Raw genomic sequence first — 15,854 nt, 5'->3', positions numbered from 1 at the left:
TTGTTCAGCAGACTCCGGTTTGCCGAGGTGGCGCCATGAACGACTTGTCCCCTGCCCGGATCATCGAGATCGGCATGGGCTTCTGGCCCGCCAAGACCCTGTTGTCGGCCGTGGACCTGGACCTGTTCTCACGGCTCGGGGCCGCCGGTGCGATGACCGGCGCCGAGCTGCAGGCCTCGCTCGGGCTGAGTCCGCGCGCCAATCCCGACTTCTTCGACACATTGCTGGCGCTGGGCTTCCTGGAGCGCGACGGTGACGGCCCGCAGGCGCTCTATCGCAACACGGCGGAGACGGCTCTGTTCCTGGACCGCGGCAGCGAGGGCTACATCGGCGGCTTCCTGTCGATGGCCAACGATCGCCTGTATCCGTTCTGGGGCGACCTGAGCGAAGCATTGCGCAGCGGCCAGCCGCAGAACGAGATCAAGCGGACCGGCGCCTCGATGTTCGAGGAGCTGTATCGCGACCCGGCGCGGCTGGAGCAGTTCATGGGCGCGATGGCCGGCATCTCGGCTGGCAACTTCAAGGCCTTCGCCGACGCGTTCGACTTCTCCCGCTACACGACGCTGTGCGATGTCGGTGGCGCCACCGGGCAGCTGTCGATGGCGGTGGCCAGGCGCCACCCGCACATGCGCTGCATCAGCGCCGACCTGCCGGTGGTGACGCCCATCGCCGAACGCGAGATCGCCAGGGCCGGGATGTCGGAGCAGGTCCGCGCGCAGTCGGTGGACTTCCTCACCCAGCCGCTGCCCAGCGCGGACATCATCACCATGGGCATGATCCTCCACGACTGGAACCTGGAAGGTAAGCGCCACCTGGTCCGCGCCGCCTATGAGTCGCTGCGCAAGGGCGGCGCGTTCGTCGTCATCGAGAACCTCATCGACGACGACCGCCGCGAGAACGCCTTCGGCCTGATGATGTCGCTGAACATGCTGATCGAGTTCGGCGACGCGTTCGACTTCACCGCGCGCGATTTCGACGGCTGGTGCAGGGAGGCGGGATTCACGCGTACCGAAGTGCTGCCGCTGGGCGGCCCGGCCAGCGCCGCCATCGCCTACAAGTAGCCGGGTCTTTCAGACCTCGCGACCGCGCGGGCGCAGCCACTCCAGGTCGCGCAGCGCCGCATCGTAGGCAAGGTCCAGCTGCTCGTTCCGGTGCCTGGTCAGTTCGCCGACCTCCGGCGCCAGGTGCGCCACCCGTGCCGGATCGTTCTCGCTCTTCCTTGCCCGGTACGCCGCTTCGATCTGCTCGCGCGTGGCATCGGCGGTGATGCCCAGTACCTCGTGCCACATCTGGCCCTGCGACTGCGCCTGCGGCACGGGCGGCGGCGCCGGTCGCCGGCCCTGGCGCAGGTTCGGCCACATCACGGCCACCAGCCAGTAGCCCAGCGCGCCACCGCCAAGGATCACCATCAGTTCGGTCGTCGTCATCGCAATACCTCCAGTCGCTGCCTGGCCTGCAGCAGCCGCTCGTCGCCTTCGGCGAAATCCAGTGCAACCGCCATGCGTGCGCCGATGGCCTGGCCGATGCGCGTGGCGCCATCGCGATCCAGGACCTGGCTGGCCACGTCGATGGCATTGCCGCGCAGGCCCCGTCGCAATGTCAGGCGTCGCACCAGGTTGATGGCGTGCGGCGGACAGCACAGTGCTTCGAAGCCAATGGAACCAACCTCGCGCGTGCTCAATCCGAACACGCGCCGGTACCGCCACAGCTGCACGACCAGCCAGCCACCGGTGGCGTACACCGCCGCCGCCAGCGCCAGCAGCACCACCGGATGCGGGAAGCGCCACAGCAGCAGTGGCAGCGCCACCAGCATGAGAACCCACAGCAGCCGGCAACCGCCTTTCAGTGCGTCCAGCGCGGCGACGAAGTGATTCAGCGCGGCCCAGTGCCCTTGCGGCGCCGGGGCACCGTCACCGAGCCAGGTCAGGCGGAACATTGCGCTTCCCGGCCGCCAAGGGTCGGGCAGGTACAGGCGCCGACCGGCCAGCTCGAAGCCGGAACCGGTCGAAGCCCGCCAGCGCCAGCCCGACCGTTCCAGCACCACTTCGTCGTAGTGCAGCAGCAGCATGGAGTCCTGCAGGTAGAGCGCGAAGACGCCGACCACCAGCAGCAACTCCATCGGCAGGTTCATTCGGAAGCGCCGTCTTTCTTGCCGAGGAACTTGCGAAATGCCGCCCAGCCACCGGCCACCGCCAGCAGCACCAGCTTCCAGGCCTTGGCCAGGAACAGCGCGATCGCGGCGAAGAAGCCCTTCTTCGACGCCACCGCCGCTGCACCGCCGGTGATCAGCGCGGCCAGGCCGTACTCGGCCACGTGGTCGCCCGCCCGGAACTCGGCGTACTTCTCGCCGGCATTGAACGAGTAACCGGGCACGAGGCCCTTGAAGTCGGCAATGGCGGCGTCGAGCCCTTCCGGATTGGCGACCAGGACCACTTCCATCACGCCGTGGCGACCGAGCAGGCGCGTGTTGTAGTTGACCACCTTGTTCCGCGACGGCTGCACTTCGGCAAGGATCGCCCATTCCAGCAGCTGCAGGTTCTTGTCGTACTGCGGCTTGAAGCTCCAGCCCTCGATGTGCATCGTTTCCCAGCCGCGCTGGCGACGCTCGACGTTGGACTCCTCGGTGCCTTCCTTGATCGAAGCGAGGATGTCGTCGGGCTCGAGCTTCTCGTCGTCCTTCACGTAGCCGACGTCGTCGAAGCTGAAGAACGAGAACCAGCTCAGGTCCTTGGGCGCCAGCGTGTACTCGTCGCCTTCGCCGGACGGGTTGTGCATCATTTCATTGAGCTTGCGCGTGCCTTCCGCACCGAGGAAGGCATAGCCCTTGGGCACGTCGATCACGGCCTTGTCGGCGATCACGCCCTTGGCCGGGCCGACCTGCCACGGCAGGCTGGAAATATCCGAGTCACCGCCCGAGTCCCCGCCCGAGTCCTGCGCCATTGCAGGCATGAGCCCGTGTGCCAGCGTGAGCGCGATCGCCCCCAGCACGGAAAACAAATGCTTCCGCATGATTCCTTCGTCCCCTGTTTGATGTGGTTCGTGCGTGCCAGGCGGTCCCCACCGCCCGGTCCCGCCGTTGTTCCACATGCGCAGGACGGTGCCAAGCCTAAGTGCAGGACCGCGCGCGGGCAACCGTCCCGTGGACGCCACCCGCGCGCAGGCCTGTCACTGGCCTGGCATCACCTCGCCAGGATCACCCGCGTTCCGGAAGCGTCCAGTCAGGCCGGATGAAGTGGCACGTGTAGCCTTCGGGGTAGCGCTCGAGGTAGTCCTGGTGCTCCGGCTCGGCCTCCCAGAAGGGACCGGCGGGCGCGACTTCGGTGGCGACCTTGCCGGGCCACAGGCCCGATGCATCGACGTCGGCAATGGTGTTCTCGGCCACGCGCTTCTGCGAATCGTCCAGGTAGAAGATGGCCGAGCGATAGCTCAAGCCGACATCGTTGCCCTGGCGGTTCTTCGTGGTCGGATCGTGGACCTGGAAGAACAGCTCCAGGATCCTGCGATAGCTGATCACGGACGGGTCGTACACCAGCTCGATCGCTTCAGCGTGCGTGCCGTGGTTGCGATAGGTGGCATTGGCGACATCGCCTCCCGTGTACCCGACGCGCGTCGAGACGATACCGGGGTAGCGACGCAGCAGGTCCTGCATTCCCCAGAAGCAGCCGCCGGCAAGGATGGCAGTCTCGGTTCCAGTGGTCATTTCGGTTCTCTCCACACAAGTTCGGGATGGGCGGCAGGATTGCCGCACCGTGTCGGCATGGGTGCCGCAAGCGCCGGATGCGACCTGTTCAAGTTGGGAGCGGTGCGGGCGCGTTGCAAGGCCGCGGCCAGGCTCGTTCAACCTGCATTAATCGTATCCGCGTGTATCGTGTGCGCTGTACAGACCGGCCGCATGAAACGATAGCGATTATATCGCATACGCGCTACTATTCCAGCATCGCACCACGCCGAACCAGAGGCATGCAATGAAGACCCGACAGACTGAACGCGGATCGGACCTGAAGCTGTCCGAGTTCCTGTGCTTTGCCGTCTACTCCGCCAACCTGGCGTTCGGAAAGGCCTACCGGCCGATCCTGGACGCGCTTGGCCTCACCTACACCCAGTACGTCACGCTCGTGGCGCTATGGGAGGAGGACGACCAGACCGTCAGCGGGCTGGGCGAGAAGCTCTTCCTGGAGTCCAACACCCTGACCCCGATCCTCAAGAAGCTCGAGGCGATGGGCTATGTCGAGCGTGCGCGAGACCCGGCCGACGAGCGCCATGTCCGGATCCGGGTGACGAAGACCGGACACCGCCTGCGCGACCGGGCCGTGGTCGACCTCGGCGACGCATGCGGCCTGACCGCCAAGGAGTTCACGCGGCTGCAGAAGGAGATCGTCGCGCTGCGCAACAGCCTGATCCAGGCCACCGATCGAGCCGACTGACGGCGCAACCCGTCAGCGGCGCGCACCTGCCGTCAGATCCTCGATCGCCGCTACCGCGGTGACGAGACCGTTCTCCTCGCGCATGCGCGCCCCCAACTCGCGGGCACGCTCGCGAAGCGGCGCCGAGAGCGCCTGGTCGATGCGGCCGGCGAGTGCATCGCCGGTGATGTCGCGGCCCTTCACTGCCGGCGCCGCCACGCCGCGCCGCTGCAACTGCGCCGCCCAAAAGAACTGGTCGCCGGCGAACGGCACCACCACCGACGGGACGCCGGCGCGACACGCCGAATGCGAGGTGCCCGACCCGCCGTGGTGGATCGCCAGCGCGGTGCGCGGCAGCAGCCACTCGTGCGAGGTTTCGCCGATGGCCAGTACGTTGGCCGGGAGATCGCCCGTGTCGACACCGCTCCAACCGGCAAAGAACAGCGCGCGCCGACCGCGCAACGCCGCGACCATCGCCTGCTTCAGCCGCTGCGTATCGAAGCCGGTCATGCTGCCGAAGCCGATGTAGATGGGCGGTTCGCCCGCCGCCAGGAACGTCTCCAGCTCCGGCGGCGGCACCCAGTCTGGCGACGGCAACAGCCACTGCCCACATGCGAGCGTATTGGCCGGCCAGTCGTCCGGCCGGGCCAGCAATGTGGGCGACACGCCATAGAGCATCGGATGGCCTTCCCACATGCGTTTGCGCGCGGGCAGGCCGCCGACCTGGGTGAGCGTGGTATTGGTCGATGCGCGGAACGCGCGCCACATCATCGCGTTGACGAACTGGTGACTGGCGCGATTGAGCACCCGCGGCACCAGAGACGGCGGCAGGAACGGAGACGGAAACGCCCGCGTTGGCGACAGCGGGATCATGCCGGTGCCGATCACCGGGATTCGCAGGACATCGCCCGCGGCCAGTCCCACGAACGCGGCAAGGCCGGACACCAGCAACAGATCGGCGTCGCGGGCTTCATCGAGGATGGTGCGCAGCCAGGCCGACGCATGGGTGTTGGCGATTGCAGCCAGGGCCTTGGCCGTGGCACTGAGATCGCTGCTGCCACCGACCACCGTGCCGATCCCCTGCCCCGGCCCCAGCGCGCCACGGATGTCTCCGGCGAGCGCGGTGCTCGGCACACCCAGCGCATGCGCGCTACCCAGCGTGCCGGCATCGGCCAGCAGGCGCGCGTCGTGGCCGGCGCTGCGCAGGACATGGCACAACGCGGCCAGCGGGCGGGTATCGCCCTCGGTGCCATAGGTAGCGGCGACGATTTTCATGCAGCTTCTCCTCGGGCTGTCCCTGCCGGTACCGCTCAAGTGAAGTCAGTTCCGCGGGCGAGCCCTTTCTATACGTTCAATCGCCGCTTTCGATGCCATCCGGCAGGCGCACCCAATGGTGCTTGCGCACCCCGTAGACCGAAACGCGCGGCTGCGGAAAATCGGGGTCCGCGAAAGCGCCGACGGGAATGGCGACAAACCCGGGGAAAGCGTCCATCAGATAGAAGACCGTGCAGCCACATTCCGTGCAGAAGTGAAACCTGGCGGACGTGCCCTCGTCGCCGGTACCCACGTACTCCCTGCTCGGGCCATCGATGCTCGTTGCTTCGGCCGGGAACCGGGCCTGGGCACTGAACACACTGCCGGTACGTCTCTGGCAAGCCAGGCAATGGCAGATGGAGACGCGGACCGGCTCTCCCACCGTGCGGACGGTGAGACGTCCACAACTGCACGAGGCAATGCGATCGGTCATGACGCCCCCTACCAGAAGACGGTGGGTGCGGTTATACCTCACGCCCGGGCAGGCGTGGCAGATGGCCGATGAGCCGTGTGGGTTGAGCGGCGCCGCTACTGGGTCACGCAGTCGCTCGCGGGAGGGTTTCGGCGATTGCTCTCAGCCGGACCATGGCTTCCTCGGGGCCAAATCTACCTGAGCGACCGTAGCTGCCGTTCTCAGGGTGGCTGTCGGAACAGACGCTCGCCAGGACGGTATCGGCCAGATGCTGATGTGGCGCTATGCGGTCGGCGAGCCTGCCCAGCACGACCATGTCCGTCGCGTCAGCATCATTGCCGTCCAGGGCGTATCGCCAATAGAAGTTGTCGTAGGTGGCGCAGAAGTCCCAGAACGGCAAGCGGCCGGACGCACACAGGCGGACCAGCTCGTCATGGCGATCGAGATCGACGATCAACTCGGACTCAGGCGGGTACGTCCTCATTACATCCGTGCTCATTACATCCGTGCTCATGGCATCTGTGGCCGAACCTGGACTCCGCGAGCCCGAAGCAGGAAGGTCTTGAGCGCTTCGGCGTAGATGTAGTCCGCAGGCGACAGTCGCGACTGCATGTCTTCCAGCTGCGCGCGAAACGCCCAGCACAGCGCAACCATCTTCTCGTGGCCTTCCGCCTGGTTCACGGCGGTCTGGCGTCTGACTTCAATCATGTTTTCCATCACAGGTCTGTCCATGGCAGACCTAACAGCATCCGCGTTCGACAACGCGGTGCAATCTTGAATGTAGCACCTTTGCCGAGCTGACCACGATGCATACCGCACGATGAACATGATCCCGGTTGCTTCGCCAGATTACGAATAACTAACAGTTCGCGGCGCAAGCTCCGCTGGCACTACGACGCAATGTCGTAACGGCCACTCAGCCGCGCAGTACGACCCATCCCCCATCCGCACTGAGCCCTATCGCCCCCGCCACCGGCAGGGGCCTGGCTTCGGCCGTCCTCGATTCCGTGCCACTGCGGATCGCATCAAAGGCAATGAACTCCATGAATACCGTCAACAACACCCCGAACAGCAAGAACCTCGTCGATACCGCCGCCGCCAATGGCTCGTTCAAGACCTTTGGGCAGGCCATCGATCGTGCTGGCATGAGCGACATCCTGCGCGGCGTGGGCCCGTTCACCGTCTTCGCACCGACCGATGCGGCATTCGAGAACCTTCCGGCCGGCCGCCTGGAGAACCTGTTCAAGCCCGAGAACAAGGAAGAACTGGTTTCGCTGCTGAACTATCACGTCGTCAGCGGTCGCAAGCTCGTGGCCGACATCGGCAAGTGGGACGCCGCCAAGACCGTCAACGGCCAGTCCGCTCCGATCAAGATGACCGACGACCAGGTCAGCATCGACGGCGCGAACGTCACCTCGGCCGACATCGGCTCGAGCAACGGCGTCATCCACGGCATCGACAAGGTCAATGTTCCGACCAAGCAGTAATGCCGTCGGATTGACCATTGGAACGGCGGGGCTTGCCCCGCCGTTTCCTTTTCTGGAGCTGATTGCTGCGCTACCCTCCGCCCGGGCGGGCATCTCCGGCCGGCATGCTTCCAGTGAGGAAACCCTCGATGTTCCGATGCTCCCTGCGGGCGCTCGCCGCCATCGTCCTCGCCAACAGCATCGCGCTCGCCGCAAATGCAGGTGATGCGCCCACCCCCAGCGTCATCGGCGCCTACTACCCGGGCGGCTCGGCATCCCGTTATCCGGTCGCGCAGATCCCGGCCGACAAGCTGACGCACCTGTTCTATGCCTTCGCCCGGATCGAGGACGGACGATGCGTGGTCGCTCCCGATGCCGGCGCGCATTTCGCCGCACTCACCGAACTCAAGCGCAAGCATCCCCACCTGCGCACGCTGATCTCGATCGGCGGCTGGGAAGCGGGCGGGTTCTCGGATGCCGCGCTCACTGCGGCCAGCCGCAAGCGCTTCGTTGCGTCGTGCATCGCGTTGTTCTTCGACCAGTACCGCGGCGCGTTTGACGGGGTCGATATCGATTGGGAGTTTCCGGTCTACGGCGGGCCTGCGAACATCACCGCGCGCCCGCAGGACCAGCGCAACGTGACCTTGCTGGCGGGCGAGTTCCGCACTCGCCTCGACGCCGTCGCCAAGGCGCGCAAGCAACAGTTCCTGCTGACCGCCGCGTTGCCGGTCGGCCGCCTGCAGTCGGCCGGCCCGTACGATCCTGCGCGCAGCTTCGAGCTCGCGCAGCTCGCCGGGACTCTGGATTTCATCAACCTGATGACCTACGACATGGGCACCACCTTCTCGCCCGTGGCCACGTTCAACGCACCCCTTCGCGAGGACCGGGCCGATCCGCTCGAACCGGGACTGCGGCGCTGGAACAATGTCGAGGGTGGCGTCGACTACTACCTCCGGCACGGCGTGCCCGCGGACAAGCTGGTACTGGGCGTGCCCTTCTACGGCCGCGGGTTCCGCGTGACAAGCGACGCCGGTGACGGCCTGTACCAGCCCTACCACGGCCCGTTCCAGGCGGGCGACTGGCGCACCATCAAGGCCCGCCTGCTGACCGATCCGAAGTGGCAGCAGCACTGGCACCCGACTGCGCAATCACCGTGGCTGTTTCATCAAGCTGACCGCATTTTCGTGAGCTACGAAGACCCCAGGTCGATCGGTCTGCGCGCCGAGCTGGCGAAGGATCGCGGGCTGCGTGGCGTCTTCATGTGGGAACTCACCGGTGACGATGACCAGCAGAGCCTGTTGAACGCGATGGTGCGACCGTTCGAAGCGGGTCGGTAGGCGTCGCCGTCACATCAGCTGGGGCACAGATAGGGAATCGTGCGATGGCTGACCTGCTCGGCCATGCCGTCCCCATGTTGGGATTCGACCGCGGCCTTGCAGACGCGATTGCCCGCGACCAGATCGAAAGACGCCGCGTAGTTGAGGTTCTCGTCTGCCTTGAACGCAACGGCAAGCGAGCAGTGGTACATGTGACCGCTTCCGGCCAGTAGCGGTCATTCGACAGGTAACTTTCCGCCTCGGTCGCGATCGAACGCGCCCCATTCTTCGGGAGCCTTCTCCTCGTAGGTGAAGGTGCAGTCCGGTCCTGCATACAGCCTTCCGTAAACCGACTCGAACCACATCAGCACCGGCTCAGGCGGCTTCTGCACCGACACAATTGCGTCCCACCTCGCCATCACACCCAAGTCGTGCCTCGCTACGCCAGTAACGAGTCGTGAGCACACAACTCTGTCATCGGCCTCACCTTTGGCTACTTCCTGTAGATGCAACTGTTTCTCGCAGCGGCCGGCGGCACACGTTTCAGTTCTCACCAGGCGGTGTTGACCAGCGGACCACACGTCAGTCACTTCTGCGGGGATGTCGACGAGCGAAAAACCTGCGAAAGCTGGCAGGGTCGCAAAGCACATCAGAAGGCCTACCGCCTTCGGGGCGCACACCGGTCGCATCGAGGTCCATCTCATGTCTGTCCTGACGTCCGCTTTGGGTCGGAAGCGGACTTCGGGACTGCCTCGCGCCGACTTGCTGGCCGGATGTCCGGCCAGAAGCGGTCGCTCAACAGTGCTTCAAGCTCGCCGAGCCACCTCGCGGCTTTATGTGTTGCTAGGCGGTGGCAAAAGAAAAAGCGGCCATGCTGAGCGCCGTCAGCAACTGCGCGGAAACGATCAGTCCCGCATCGCTACGTTTGAATACCAACGCTGCTACGACTCCGGCAGGAATGGAGAACACGAGTAACCCGACTGCGGCCCAGAGCACGTCAACGGGTTCAAAAGAGAATCCGCGAACGGCGGCCGACGAGATGAAGATGGGGAGGAGGCTGGTCACAACAGCCATGGCAAATCGGAGTGCGAACGGTCGCGCTATCGCTTGGTCAGCCACAAACGAGTCCCCGAGATTTGAGCAAGTTTCAAAGCTGTCATTGAAACCATACTGGCGAACCCGGACAGATGCCAGACACGCGGGACTGCTTTGGGTCGGAAGCGGACGTTAGCACTGGCTGAAGGCGGCCGCCCTACCCCAATGTCCGCTTACGGCTGCGGTTTCAACCGGTCGATGCAACACACTGAAGGCTGCCTCGGCAGCAGGAGTGTTGCAGATGAAGTACCGGGCAAGGATCTGTTACACGGAAGGCCAGAAGGCCCTGATGTGGGACCGCTGGCAACAGGGCGATTCGCTGCACCAAATCGCCCGGCTGTTTGATCGTCGCCACAGCTCGGTTCGCGGGATCCTGGCCGCGTCCGGTGGGATCCGGCCACCTCAGCGCCGCCGTTCTGAGCGGACGCTGAGCTTGGCCGAGCGGGAAGAGATTTCGCGGGGCGTGGTGAGCGGGCAATCGATCCGTTCGATCGCGGCCGCGCTGGGGCGGGCGCCGTCCACAGTGAGCCGCGAACTGCGACGCAACGAGGGTTCTGATGGCTACCGGGCGAACCGGGCCGACCAGGCCGCCTGGGACCGGGCGCGTCGTCCAAAGACTTGTAAGCTGGCCCGGCATCGAGCCTTGGCGCGGCAGGTCGCAGCTAAGCTTCAACAGCGCTGGTCTCCGCAGCAGATCGCCGGATGGCTCAAGCGCATCCATCCAGACGACGCGAGCGGTCAGGTGTCACACGAGACGATCTACCGCACGCTCTTCATCCAAGCCCGAGGCGCCTTAAAACAGGAGCTTCTGGGCTACCTGAGGCGCACGCGAGCAATGCGCCGCTCACGCCACCACACACAGAAGGCCGACAACCACGGCCGCATCAGCGACACCGTATCGATCCGCGAGCGCCCTGCAGCGGTCGAAGACCGGGCCGTGCCGGGCCATTGGGAGGGCGACCTGTTGTTTGGCAGCAGCAACAGTCAGATTGCCACGCTGGTGGAGCGGCATACGCGCTACGTCATGCTGGTGAAGGTCGGCGGCAAGGACACCGAAACGGTCATCGACGCGCTGATCAACAACGCACGGCGCCTGCCGAAGGAACTGTATCGATCGTTGACCTGGGACCGCGGTAAGGAGATGGCTGATCATCGCCGATTCACCATGGCGACCGACATCCAGGTCTACTTCTGCGATCCGCAGCATCCATGGCAGCGCGGTTCAAACGAGAACACCAACGGATTGCTTCGGCAGTACTTCCCCAAGGGTCTCGATCTGTCCACGATCACGCAGGCCAAGCTTGACGCCGTGGCCAGAGAGTTGAACGGACGGCCCCGGAAGACGCTAGGCTACGAAACACCGGCCGAACGATTTCAACAAGCTGTTGCATCGACCGGTTGAAACCGCAGTCGGAAGCGGACGTTACCACTGACGACCGGGCCAAGCTTTGCTCCGCTCGGGGTCGAAATGGATGAGGGTGGTGGGCTTATTGTGGCGACCTGACAGGAGCGCAGAACCATGCCGTTCGACCTCAGTCTTTCTTACCCGCAATGGCAGGGATCGGGGCGCTACGAGAACCTGCCGCGCGGCGCCGAAGCGGTCTCGGAAATCTGCGGACGGTTCGCCCCGCTGGTCCGGGTTCCGCCTGCGCATGGCGATGACGAGGCCGATGACGGATTGCTCCACGGCATTCACCGCTGGCGAGCGATCTTCGCGCAGCTCCGCAGTGCGCAGGACATCCTCGCCAGCTCGGGCGCCACGCGCGTCCTGACCGCCGGCGGCGACTGCGCCGTGGATGTCGCTGTGATCGACTACCTGAAAGGCGTGCATCCGGATCTTCAGGTCATCTGGATCGATGCACACCTCGACGCCAACACACCGGAAACCTCGCCCAGTGGCAACTTCCACGGCATGCCGGTCAGCGCGATTCTGGGGCGCGCGCCTGGACCGATGCGACCGTACCTTGGAACGCCGCTCGAGCCGGCGCGCTTCCGCTACGTCGGCATCCAAGTGGGCGACGATGGCGATTGGGAACTGCAACGCGAGCTGGATCTGCAGCGGCTGGCCCCGCAGGCAGCCCTCGACGGACCGGTGCACATCCATTTTGACCTGGACGCGCTGGATCCGCTTGAGTTTCCCTACGTCGCTTATCCCGACGGCAAGCTTCGCATTGATGATGCGATCGCACTCGTGGGGCGCATCGCACGCGAAGCGGATCTGGTCGGCTTTACCGTGACCGAGTTTGCTCCCGCCGACGAAGATGAAGCCCGCGCCGGCAGCCGGGTGATAGAACGCCTCTGCGAGGCGGCAATCGCTCCGTCCTCTCAGGCCAAGTGAGCCCTGATGGCGATGCCCATCGCTTCGAATCAACTCCACTCGGTCAGCGGTGCGGGCACCCGGGCCAACAGCATGGCCTGCGCATGCCTCCTCGCATCTTGTCGATGCCGACCTCGATGCGACGCTTCCTGGTCGCTTCCTGTTTGGGTGACGTGACCCAACAGATCCACTCGTTCCGCGCCAGTGGCGTGATGTCGGCCCAAAGATTCTTGGCCGCGCCATCGGATTCGATGGCTTCCCGGAGATCGGCAGGCAGCTTATGAACCGTGCCGCCGGCGAGTTTTTGAGCGGTCATATGTCAATCCGTGTCCGTTTTGCACGACGCATGGCGAATCCGCCGGCCGCCTTTCGAAGGCATGGCCCCATCGAAGTTCAGAATGTCAGGCACCGTTCGGCTCGACAACAACTGCCGTGCCATAGCACAGCACCTCGGTAAGGCCGGCCATGAGCTCGGTGGCGTCGTAACGGACTGCGATGATCGCATTGCCGCCCAGCTGCCTGGCGTGCTGCACCATGTCCCGATAAGTCTCGTGACGCGCCTGCTCGCACAACTCCGTGTAGATGGTGATGTTGCCGCCGAACAGCGTCTGGATTCCGCCAAGAAAGTTGCCGACGATCGAGCGGGACCTGACCGTGATGCCGCGCACCAGGCCAAGATTGCGGACGATTCGATAGCCAGGCAGCTCAAGCGCCGTCGTAACCATCGAGTCATTCAAGACTGACGGTGTCGCACGGATTGCCGAGGAGTTGTATGGGTCAGTCATTGGTTGTCCTTGGTCGCTGCTGGGCGAAATTGTCAAGATAAGGCCGGCATGCAGAGCGGAAATCTGATGTCATGGCCCACCGGGCACATAGGAGATGCTGAAACGAATCAGCTCCGGCAGGAAAGGGAGCTCCGGCACCATTGATTGGTTGAGGTACTTCGTTACGCAGCGTGCCGCCCGATCAGGCTTGCCCGACTGAGCGACGACCTTCATTCGGCCATGCTCCCGAATCTCTGCGATTGCATCAAAGTCGATGCGCTCTTTGGAATTGCTGAGCCCGCAGGACGACAATGCCTGTGCGTATAGCCGCGCCCTCAATAGCAGGAGCGAATGTCGTTCATCCCCATTGAGCGCTACTTCTTGCGCCGCTGCTTTGTCGCGAAGAAGCTCGAACTCGGTCTGGCCGGGAGCCGCGCTCAACTGGCTGGCGAGCAATAGTTCCAGCAGCATCCATGATCCCCCTATGTTCATCCGATCCGTCTGCCCGTCACGCGGCGGCTCCCGATAACCCCAAAGAGAGCTTAGCCCAGGCGAGGTGTCCATGTAGCGGGGTCGGACATCTACCGCCTTCCCGCGCATCTGTCCACGTGAACTGGCGCATCACCTCGACATCCCCATCATCCACATCGGCGATCGCGGCGGACCGTCACGAACGCCGGTACCGCAACACCCCTCCCACAGGAGTCAATCCATGAACACCATCAAGAAGGTCGCGTTGTCCGTGTCCATCGCCATCGCCGCAGTCGCAACGGCGCACGCGGCTGACCCGCAAACCGGTGCATGGCCCGCCACCAAGGTCGGCGAAGCGACCCCGAGAGCAAAGGGGATGCCCCCGATCCTGGCGAAGAACCTGGCCACGTTCGACGACCTGGATTTCCGCGTGTACACAAAGCAGGAGTGGGATGACCTGCACTTGAGCCACGCCAAGGACATCGTCGTCCACTATCCCGACGGCCACACCACCACCGGGCTCCCGGATCACATCAAGGAGTTGGACTTCATGTGGACTTTCGCACCGGACAACCGGATCACCGAGCACCCTGTGCGCTTCGGTAGTTCGGACGGGGAATGGTCTGCAGTGGCGGGTTTCATCGAAGGCACCTTCACCAAGCCGATGGTGTTGCCCGACGGCACAGTGATCCAGCCCACAGGCAAGAAGTACCGCCTGCCCATGGCCACGCTGGGCCATTGGAACAAGGAGGGACAGATGGCCGAGGAGTTTCTGTACTGGGACAACGCCGCCTTCATGAAGCAGCTTGGCGTCGGCAACTGAGAGTGGGCGCTATGCAAGAAGGACCGAACAGGTCGTGCCGCTCGTAGCCGGCTGGCCCGCCTACGTGCAGGATCGGATTCCGGACGACGATGCGGACGGTGGCGGTAATGGCTTGCAATGAAAGACATACATCCATTCACTGCGATCTTCGGTCAGTCCTTGCCCAAAGGTATCGAGGCGTACCGCCCGAGGTCGATTCCACTGGACTTAGCGGCTTCGGTTGGCCAAACGCGAGAGTCCGCTTCGGGTCGGGAGCCGACGTTTGCACCGGCCCCGTCACGGCGGCGGCGGCCCATTAGTCGAACAGCAGCTTTGTCTGGAAGAACGGCAGCATGTCGGTATAAACGCGACCATCCAGGCCCCAGTTCCGTTCGCCCCAGCCGCCCCGATACTCTTCCGCTTCGTACGGGACGGCATACTCGTCAAGCGTCCGGGTGAACGCCTGGAGCGAGACGATATGGTCGGCGACCGTGTCGCCGCGCGCCCAATCGAACTTGATGCCACGCAACTTCTTCATGTTGGACGCATGGTCGGCGACCTGACGATCGAGGAAGAAGGCGTCCTGCAACCGTTGGGTCAACGCGGCATCGACTTCCAGGCGATCGCCCACGCGGCGGGCCGGTGGCGAAAAAAAGAGCGGCGGCCGACCCGGATCGGGCAGGTAGGCCTGGAAGACTGAAGTGAAGACCAGCGAGTATCCATCTGCCCGCAGATCGTCCGGCGATGCCGCTCGCTCGAGTAATGCCCAGTCCGGTCGGGAGAACATCGTCTGGACCCCCTGCCCGACACCGATCGGATGCAGGGCGTAAACGGCGCCAAAGACATCGGGGTAGCGCATGCCGAAGCGGATTGCGCCATGGCCGCCCGCGCGATCTCCCGCGATCCCGCGCGACGCCGCCCTCGGCAAGGTCCGGTAGTGCTGATCGACGTAGGGAACCAGCTCGCGGACCATGAAGTCCTCCCAGTTCCCCGTCGCAGCCGAATTGACGAACCACGACGTCCCCGTCGGCGTCGAGAAGTCCGCCGTGACCACGATCACGTCGCCGATGACTCGCGCCGCGATGGCCGCATCGAACACGCGTTTGGCGTCGTTACCGGCAAACGGTGCCGTCTGATCCTCGAAGAAGTTCGAGAGGAAATAGACCACTGGAAAGCGTCGCCTGGAATCGGCATAGCCCGGAGGCAGATAGATGGTCGCCTTGCGGAGCGGGTTGATGCCAATCCGGCTGTTGGCGAAACTGGTCGACTCGATCTGCGCCGTGACGAGGCGGCTTTCAGCGGAAGCTGCTGGTGACGGAAAGGCCGGCACCAAGGCCGTCAGCCCAGCGAGAATGAGCGCAATGCGTTTCGCGACGCCGGCAGGCGCGCGTCGCAGGCCGCGGCGTGCGACGTCTGACTCGACTGTCTGTCCAACCGTCATAAGGCACTCCCGATCAAGTGGGGCGACGTCGGGCCAAGCATACGGGAACTGCT

Annotated in this window: 21 protein-coding genes; 7 read left to right on the top strand and 14 right to left on the bottom strand. The window is 64.5% G+C overall.

Annotated features, from left to right (window positions below; all coding sequences use genetic code 11):
* The first annotated feature begins 35 nt into the window (after window positions 1-35).
* Window positions 36-1,061 carry an acetylserotonin O-methyltransferase gene (locus MNR01_RS12600; RefSeq protein ID WP_241918127.1) on the top strand — a complete coding sequence of 342 codons (1,026 nt, stop codon included), beginning with the start codon at window positions 36-38 and terminating at the stop codon, window positions 1,059-1,061.
* 9 nt (window positions 1,062-1,070) lie between these two features.
* Here MNR01_RS12600 and MNR01_RS12595 read toward each other — a convergent pair whose 3' ends face one another.
* From MNR01_RS12595 to msrA, 4 genes are all read right to left on the bottom strand, one after another.
* A complete protein-coding gene (locus tag MNR01_RS12595; RefSeq protein ID WP_241918126.1) occupies window positions 1,071-1,427 on the bottom strand; it encodes a hypothetical protein in 357 nt (118 codons plus the stop codon).
* Window positions 1,424-2,131 carry a hypothetical protein gene (locus tag MNR01_RS12590; RefSeq protein WP_241918125.1) on the bottom strand — a complete coding sequence of 236 codons (708 nt, stop codon included), beginning with the start codon at window positions 2,129-2,131 and terminating at the stop codon, window positions 1,424-1,426. Before MNR01_RS12590 ends, MNR01_RS12595 begins: the two co-directional genes overlap by 4 nt.
* A complete protein-coding gene (locus tag MNR01_RS12585) occupies window positions 2,128-3,009 on the bottom strand; it encodes a DUF2167 domain-containing protein (RefSeq protein WP_241918124.1) in 882 nt (293 codons plus the stop codon). Before MNR01_RS12585 ends, MNR01_RS12590 begins: the two co-directional genes overlap by 4 nt.
* 184 nt (window positions 3,010-3,193) lie before the next feature.
* Window positions 3,194-3,700: a peptide-methionine (S)-S-oxide reductase MsrA gene (gene msrA / locus MNR01_RS12580; RefSeq protein ID WP_241918123.1), complete on the bottom strand. Its 507-nt coding sequence runs from the start codon at window positions 3,698-3,700 to the stop codon at window positions 3,194-3,196.
* 265 nt (window positions 3,701-3,965) lie between these two features.
* On the opposite strand from msrA, the gene MNR01_RS12575 reads away from it, so the two are divergent.
* Complete coding sequence (locus tag MNR01_RS12575; protein WP_241918122.1) at window positions 3,966-4,424, top strand: MarR family transcriptional regulator; 459 nt, start codon at window positions 3,966-3,968, stop codon at window positions 4,422-4,424.
* A gap of 12 nt (window positions 4,425-4,436) precedes the next feature.
* Here MNR01_RS12575 and MNR01_RS12570 read toward each other — a convergent pair whose 3' ends face one another.
* The 4 genes from MNR01_RS12570 to MNR01_RS12555 form a co-directional block, all read right to left on the bottom strand.
* Window positions 4,437-5,678, bottom strand: a complete 1,242-nt coding sequence (locus tag MNR01_RS12570) for a glycosyltransferase (RefSeq protein WP_241918121.1) — start codon at window positions 5,676-5,678, stop codon at window positions 4,437-4,439.
* 76 nt (window positions 5,679-5,754) lie between these two features.
* Window positions 5,755-6,150, bottom strand: a complete 396-nt coding sequence (locus MNR01_RS12565; protein ID WP_241918120.1) for a GFA family protein — start codon at window positions 6,148-6,150, stop codon at window positions 5,755-5,757.
* Between the two features lie 103 nt (window positions 6,151-6,253).
* Window positions 6,254-6,628 carry a hypothetical protein gene (locus MNR01_RS12560; protein WP_241918119.1) on the bottom strand — a complete coding sequence of 125 codons (375 nt, stop codon included), beginning with the start codon at window positions 6,626-6,628 and terminating at the stop codon, window positions 6,254-6,256.
* An 11-nt stretch (window positions 6,629-6,639) separates the two neighbouring features.
* Complete coding sequence (locus MNR01_RS12555) at window positions 6,640-6,837, bottom strand: hypothetical protein (protein ID WP_241918118.1); 198 nt, start codon at window positions 6,835-6,837, stop codon at window positions 6,640-6,642.
* Between the two features lie 335 nt (window positions 6,838-7,172).
* Here MNR01_RS12555 and MNR01_RS12550 point away from each other — a divergent pair, with 335 nt between their 5' ends.
* On the top strand, window positions 7,173-7,616 hold the full coding sequence (locus tag MNR01_RS12550; protein ID WP_241918117.1) for a fasciclin domain-containing protein: 444 nt from the start codon (window positions 7,173-7,175) through the stop codon (window positions 7,614-7,616).
* Window positions 7,617-7,744: 128 nt separating this feature from the next.
* Window positions 7,745-8,932: a glycoside hydrolase family 18 protein gene (locus MNR01_RS12545; protein ID WP_241918116.1), complete on the top strand. Its 1,188-nt coding sequence runs from the start codon at window positions 7,745-7,747 to the stop codon at window positions 8,930-8,932.
* Between the two features lie 14 nt (window positions 8,933-8,946).
* Here MNR01_RS12545 and MNR01_RS12540 read toward each other — a convergent pair whose 3' ends face one another.
* Together MNR01_RS12540 and MNR01_RS12535 are read right to left on the bottom strand one after the other, a co-directional pair.
* Window positions 8,947-9,123 carry a hypothetical protein gene (locus tag MNR01_RS12540; RefSeq protein ID WP_241918115.1) on the bottom strand — a complete coding sequence of 59 codons (177 nt, stop codon included), beginning with the start codon at window positions 9,121-9,123 and terminating at the stop codon, window positions 8,947-8,949.
* A 631-nt stretch (window positions 9,124-9,754) separates the two neighbouring features.
* Window positions 9,755-9,985, bottom strand: a complete 231-nt coding sequence (locus MNR01_RS12535; protein WP_241918114.1) for a hypothetical protein — start codon at window positions 9,983-9,985, stop codon at window positions 9,755-9,757.
* A gap of 262 nt (window positions 9,986-10,247) precedes the next feature.
* Between MNR01_RS12535 and MNR01_RS12530 the strand changes: the two genes are divergently transcribed.
* Window positions 10,248-11,408, top strand: coding sequence for an IS30 family transposase (locus MNR01_RS12530; protein WP_241918113.1), 1,161 nt, complete (start codon window positions 10,248-10,250; stop codon window positions 11,406-11,408).
* Between the two features lie 117 nt (window positions 11,409-11,525).
* Window positions 11,526-12,344, top strand: coding sequence for an arginase family protein (locus tag MNR01_RS12525; protein ID WP_241918112.1), 819 nt, complete (start codon window positions 11,526-11,528; stop codon window positions 12,342-12,344).
* A gap of 43 nt (window positions 12,345-12,387) precedes the next feature.
* Here MNR01_RS12525 and MNR01_RS12520 read toward each other — a convergent pair whose 3' ends face one another.
* The 3 genes from MNR01_RS12520 to MNR01_RS12510 form a co-directional block, all read right to left on the bottom strand.
* Entirely contained in the window at window positions 12,388-12,639 is a 252-nt protein-coding gene (locus MNR01_RS12520; protein WP_241918111.1) for a YdeI/OmpD-associated family protein, read from the bottom strand.
* Between the two features lie 85 nt (window positions 12,640-12,724).
* Window positions 12,725-13,108 (bottom strand): YbjQ family protein, encoded by a 384-nt coding sequence (locus MNR01_RS12515; RefSeq protein ID WP_241918110.1) that lies wholly within the window; start codon window positions 13,106-13,108, stop codon window positions 12,725-12,727.
* 69 nt (window positions 13,109-13,177) lie between these two features.
* Window positions 13,178-13,558 carry a hypothetical protein gene (locus tag MNR01_RS12510; protein ID WP_241918109.1) on the bottom strand — a complete coding sequence of 127 codons (381 nt, stop codon included), beginning with the start codon at window positions 13,556-13,558 and terminating at the stop codon, window positions 13,178-13,180.
* A 241-nt stretch (window positions 13,559-13,799) separates the two neighbouring features.
* On the opposite strand from MNR01_RS12510, the gene MNR01_RS12505 reads away from it, so the two are divergent.
* Window positions 13,800-14,381 (top strand): ester cyclase, encoded by a 582-nt coding sequence (locus MNR01_RS12505; RefSeq protein WP_241918108.1) that lies wholly within the window; start codon window positions 13,800-13,802, stop codon window positions 14,379-14,381.
* Between the two features lie 295 nt (window positions 14,382-14,676).
* On the opposite strand, the gene MNR01_RS12500 is transcribed toward MNR01_RS12505, so the two are convergent.
* A complete protein-coding gene (locus tag MNR01_RS12500; protein WP_241918107.1) occupies window positions 14,677-15,801 on the bottom strand; it encodes an alpha/beta hydrolase-fold protein in 1,125 nt (374 codons plus the stop codon).
* Window positions 15,802-15,854: the final 53 nt, after the last annotated feature.

This window comes from Lysobacter sp. S4-A87 (assembly GCF_022637455.1).
In the GTDB taxonomy this organism is placed as follows: Bacteria; Pseudomonadota; Gammaproteobacteria; order Xanthomonadales; family Xanthomonadaceae; genus Lysobacter_J.
Note: the sequence above shows the minus strand (reverse complement) of the source record. Positions and strands in the feature narration are given on the sequence as shown.

Excerpts from the sequence above, each read along its gene's own strand:
- MNR01_RS12565 (WP_241918120.1), bottom strand. The coding sequence starts at position 6,150 with ATGACCGATCGCATTGCCTCGTGCAGTTGTGGACGTCTCACCGTCCGC.
- MNR01_RS12570 (WP_241918121.1), bottom strand. The coding sequence starts at position 5,678 with ATGAAAATCGTCGCCGCTACCTATGGCACCGAGGGCGATACCCGCCCG.
- MNR01_RS12590 (WP_241918125.1), bottom strand. The coding sequence starts at position 2,131 with ATGAACCTGCCGATGGAGTTGCTGCTGGTGGTCGGCGTCTTCGCGCTC.
- MNR01_RS12510 (WP_241918109.1), bottom strand. The coding sequence starts at position 13,558 with ATGCTGCTGGAACTATTGCTCGCCAGCCAGTTGAGCGCGGCTCCCGGC.
- MNR01_RS12560 (WP_241918119.1), bottom strand. The coding sequence starts at position 6,628 with ATGAGCACGGATGTAATGAGGACGTACCCGCCTGAGTCCGAGTTGATC.
- MNR01_RS12515 (WP_241918110.1), bottom strand. The coding sequence starts at position 13,108 with ATGACTGACCCATACAACTCCTCGGCAATCCGTGCGACACCGTCAGTC.
- MNR01_RS12500 (WP_241918107.1), bottom strand. The coding sequence starts at position 15,801 with ATGACGGTTGGACAGACAGTCGAGTCAGACGTCGCACGCCGCGGCCTG.
- MNR01_RS12545 (WP_241918116.1), top strand. The coding sequence starts at position 7,745 with ATGTTCCGATGCTCCCTGCGGGCGCTCGCCGCCATCGTCCTCGCCAAC.
- MNR01_RS12525 (WP_241918112.1), top strand. The coding sequence starts at position 11,526 with ATGCCGTTCGACCTCAGTCTTTCTTACCCGCAATGGCAGGGATCGGGG.
- MNR01_RS12550 (WP_241918117.1), top strand. The coding sequence starts at position 7,173 with ATGAATACCGTCAACAACACCCCGAACAGCAAGAACCTCGTCGATACC.
- MNR01_RS12555 (WP_241918118.1), bottom strand. The coding sequence starts at position 6,837 with ATGATTGAAGTCAGACGCCAGACCGCCGTGAACCAGGCGGAAGGCCAC.
- MNR01_RS12530 (WP_241918113.1), top strand. The coding sequence starts at position 10,248 with ATGAAGTACCGGGCAAGGATCTGTTACACGGAAGGCCAGAAGGCCCTG.
- MNR01_RS12600 (WP_241918127.1), top strand. The coding sequence starts at position 36 with ATGAACGACTTGTCCCCTGCCCGGATCATCGAGATCGGCATGGGCTTC.
- MNR01_RS12585 (WP_241918124.1), bottom strand. The coding sequence starts at position 3,009 with ATGCGGAAGCATTTGTTTTCCGTGCTGGGGGCGATCGCGCTCACGCTG.
- msrA (WP_241918123.1), bottom strand. The coding sequence starts at position 3,700 with ATGACCACTGGAACCGAGACTGCCATCCTTGCCGGCGGCTGCTTCTGG.
- MNR01_RS12540 (WP_241918115.1), bottom strand. The coding sequence starts at position 9,123 with ATGTACCACTGCTCGCTTGCCGTTGCGTTCAAGGCAGACGAGAACCTC.
- MNR01_RS12575 (WP_241918122.1), top strand. The coding sequence starts at position 3,966 with ATGAAGACCCGACAGACTGAACGCGGATCGGACCTGAAGCTGTCCGAG.
- MNR01_RS12595 (WP_241918126.1), bottom strand. The coding sequence starts at position 1,427 with ATGACGACGACCGAACTGATGGTGATCCTTGGCGGTGGCGCGCTGGGC.
- MNR01_RS12505 (WP_241918108.1), top strand. The coding sequence starts at position 13,800 with ATGAACACCATCAAGAAGGTCGCGTTGTCCGTGTCCATCGCCATCGCC.
- MNR01_RS12535 (WP_241918114.1), bottom strand. The coding sequence starts at position 9,985 with ATGGCTGTTGTGACCAGCCTCCTCCCCATCTTCATCTCGTCGGCCGCC.
- MNR01_RS12520 (WP_241918111.1), bottom strand. The coding sequence starts at position 12,639 with ATGACCGCTCAAAAACTCGCCGGCGGCACGGTTCATAAGCTGCCTGCC.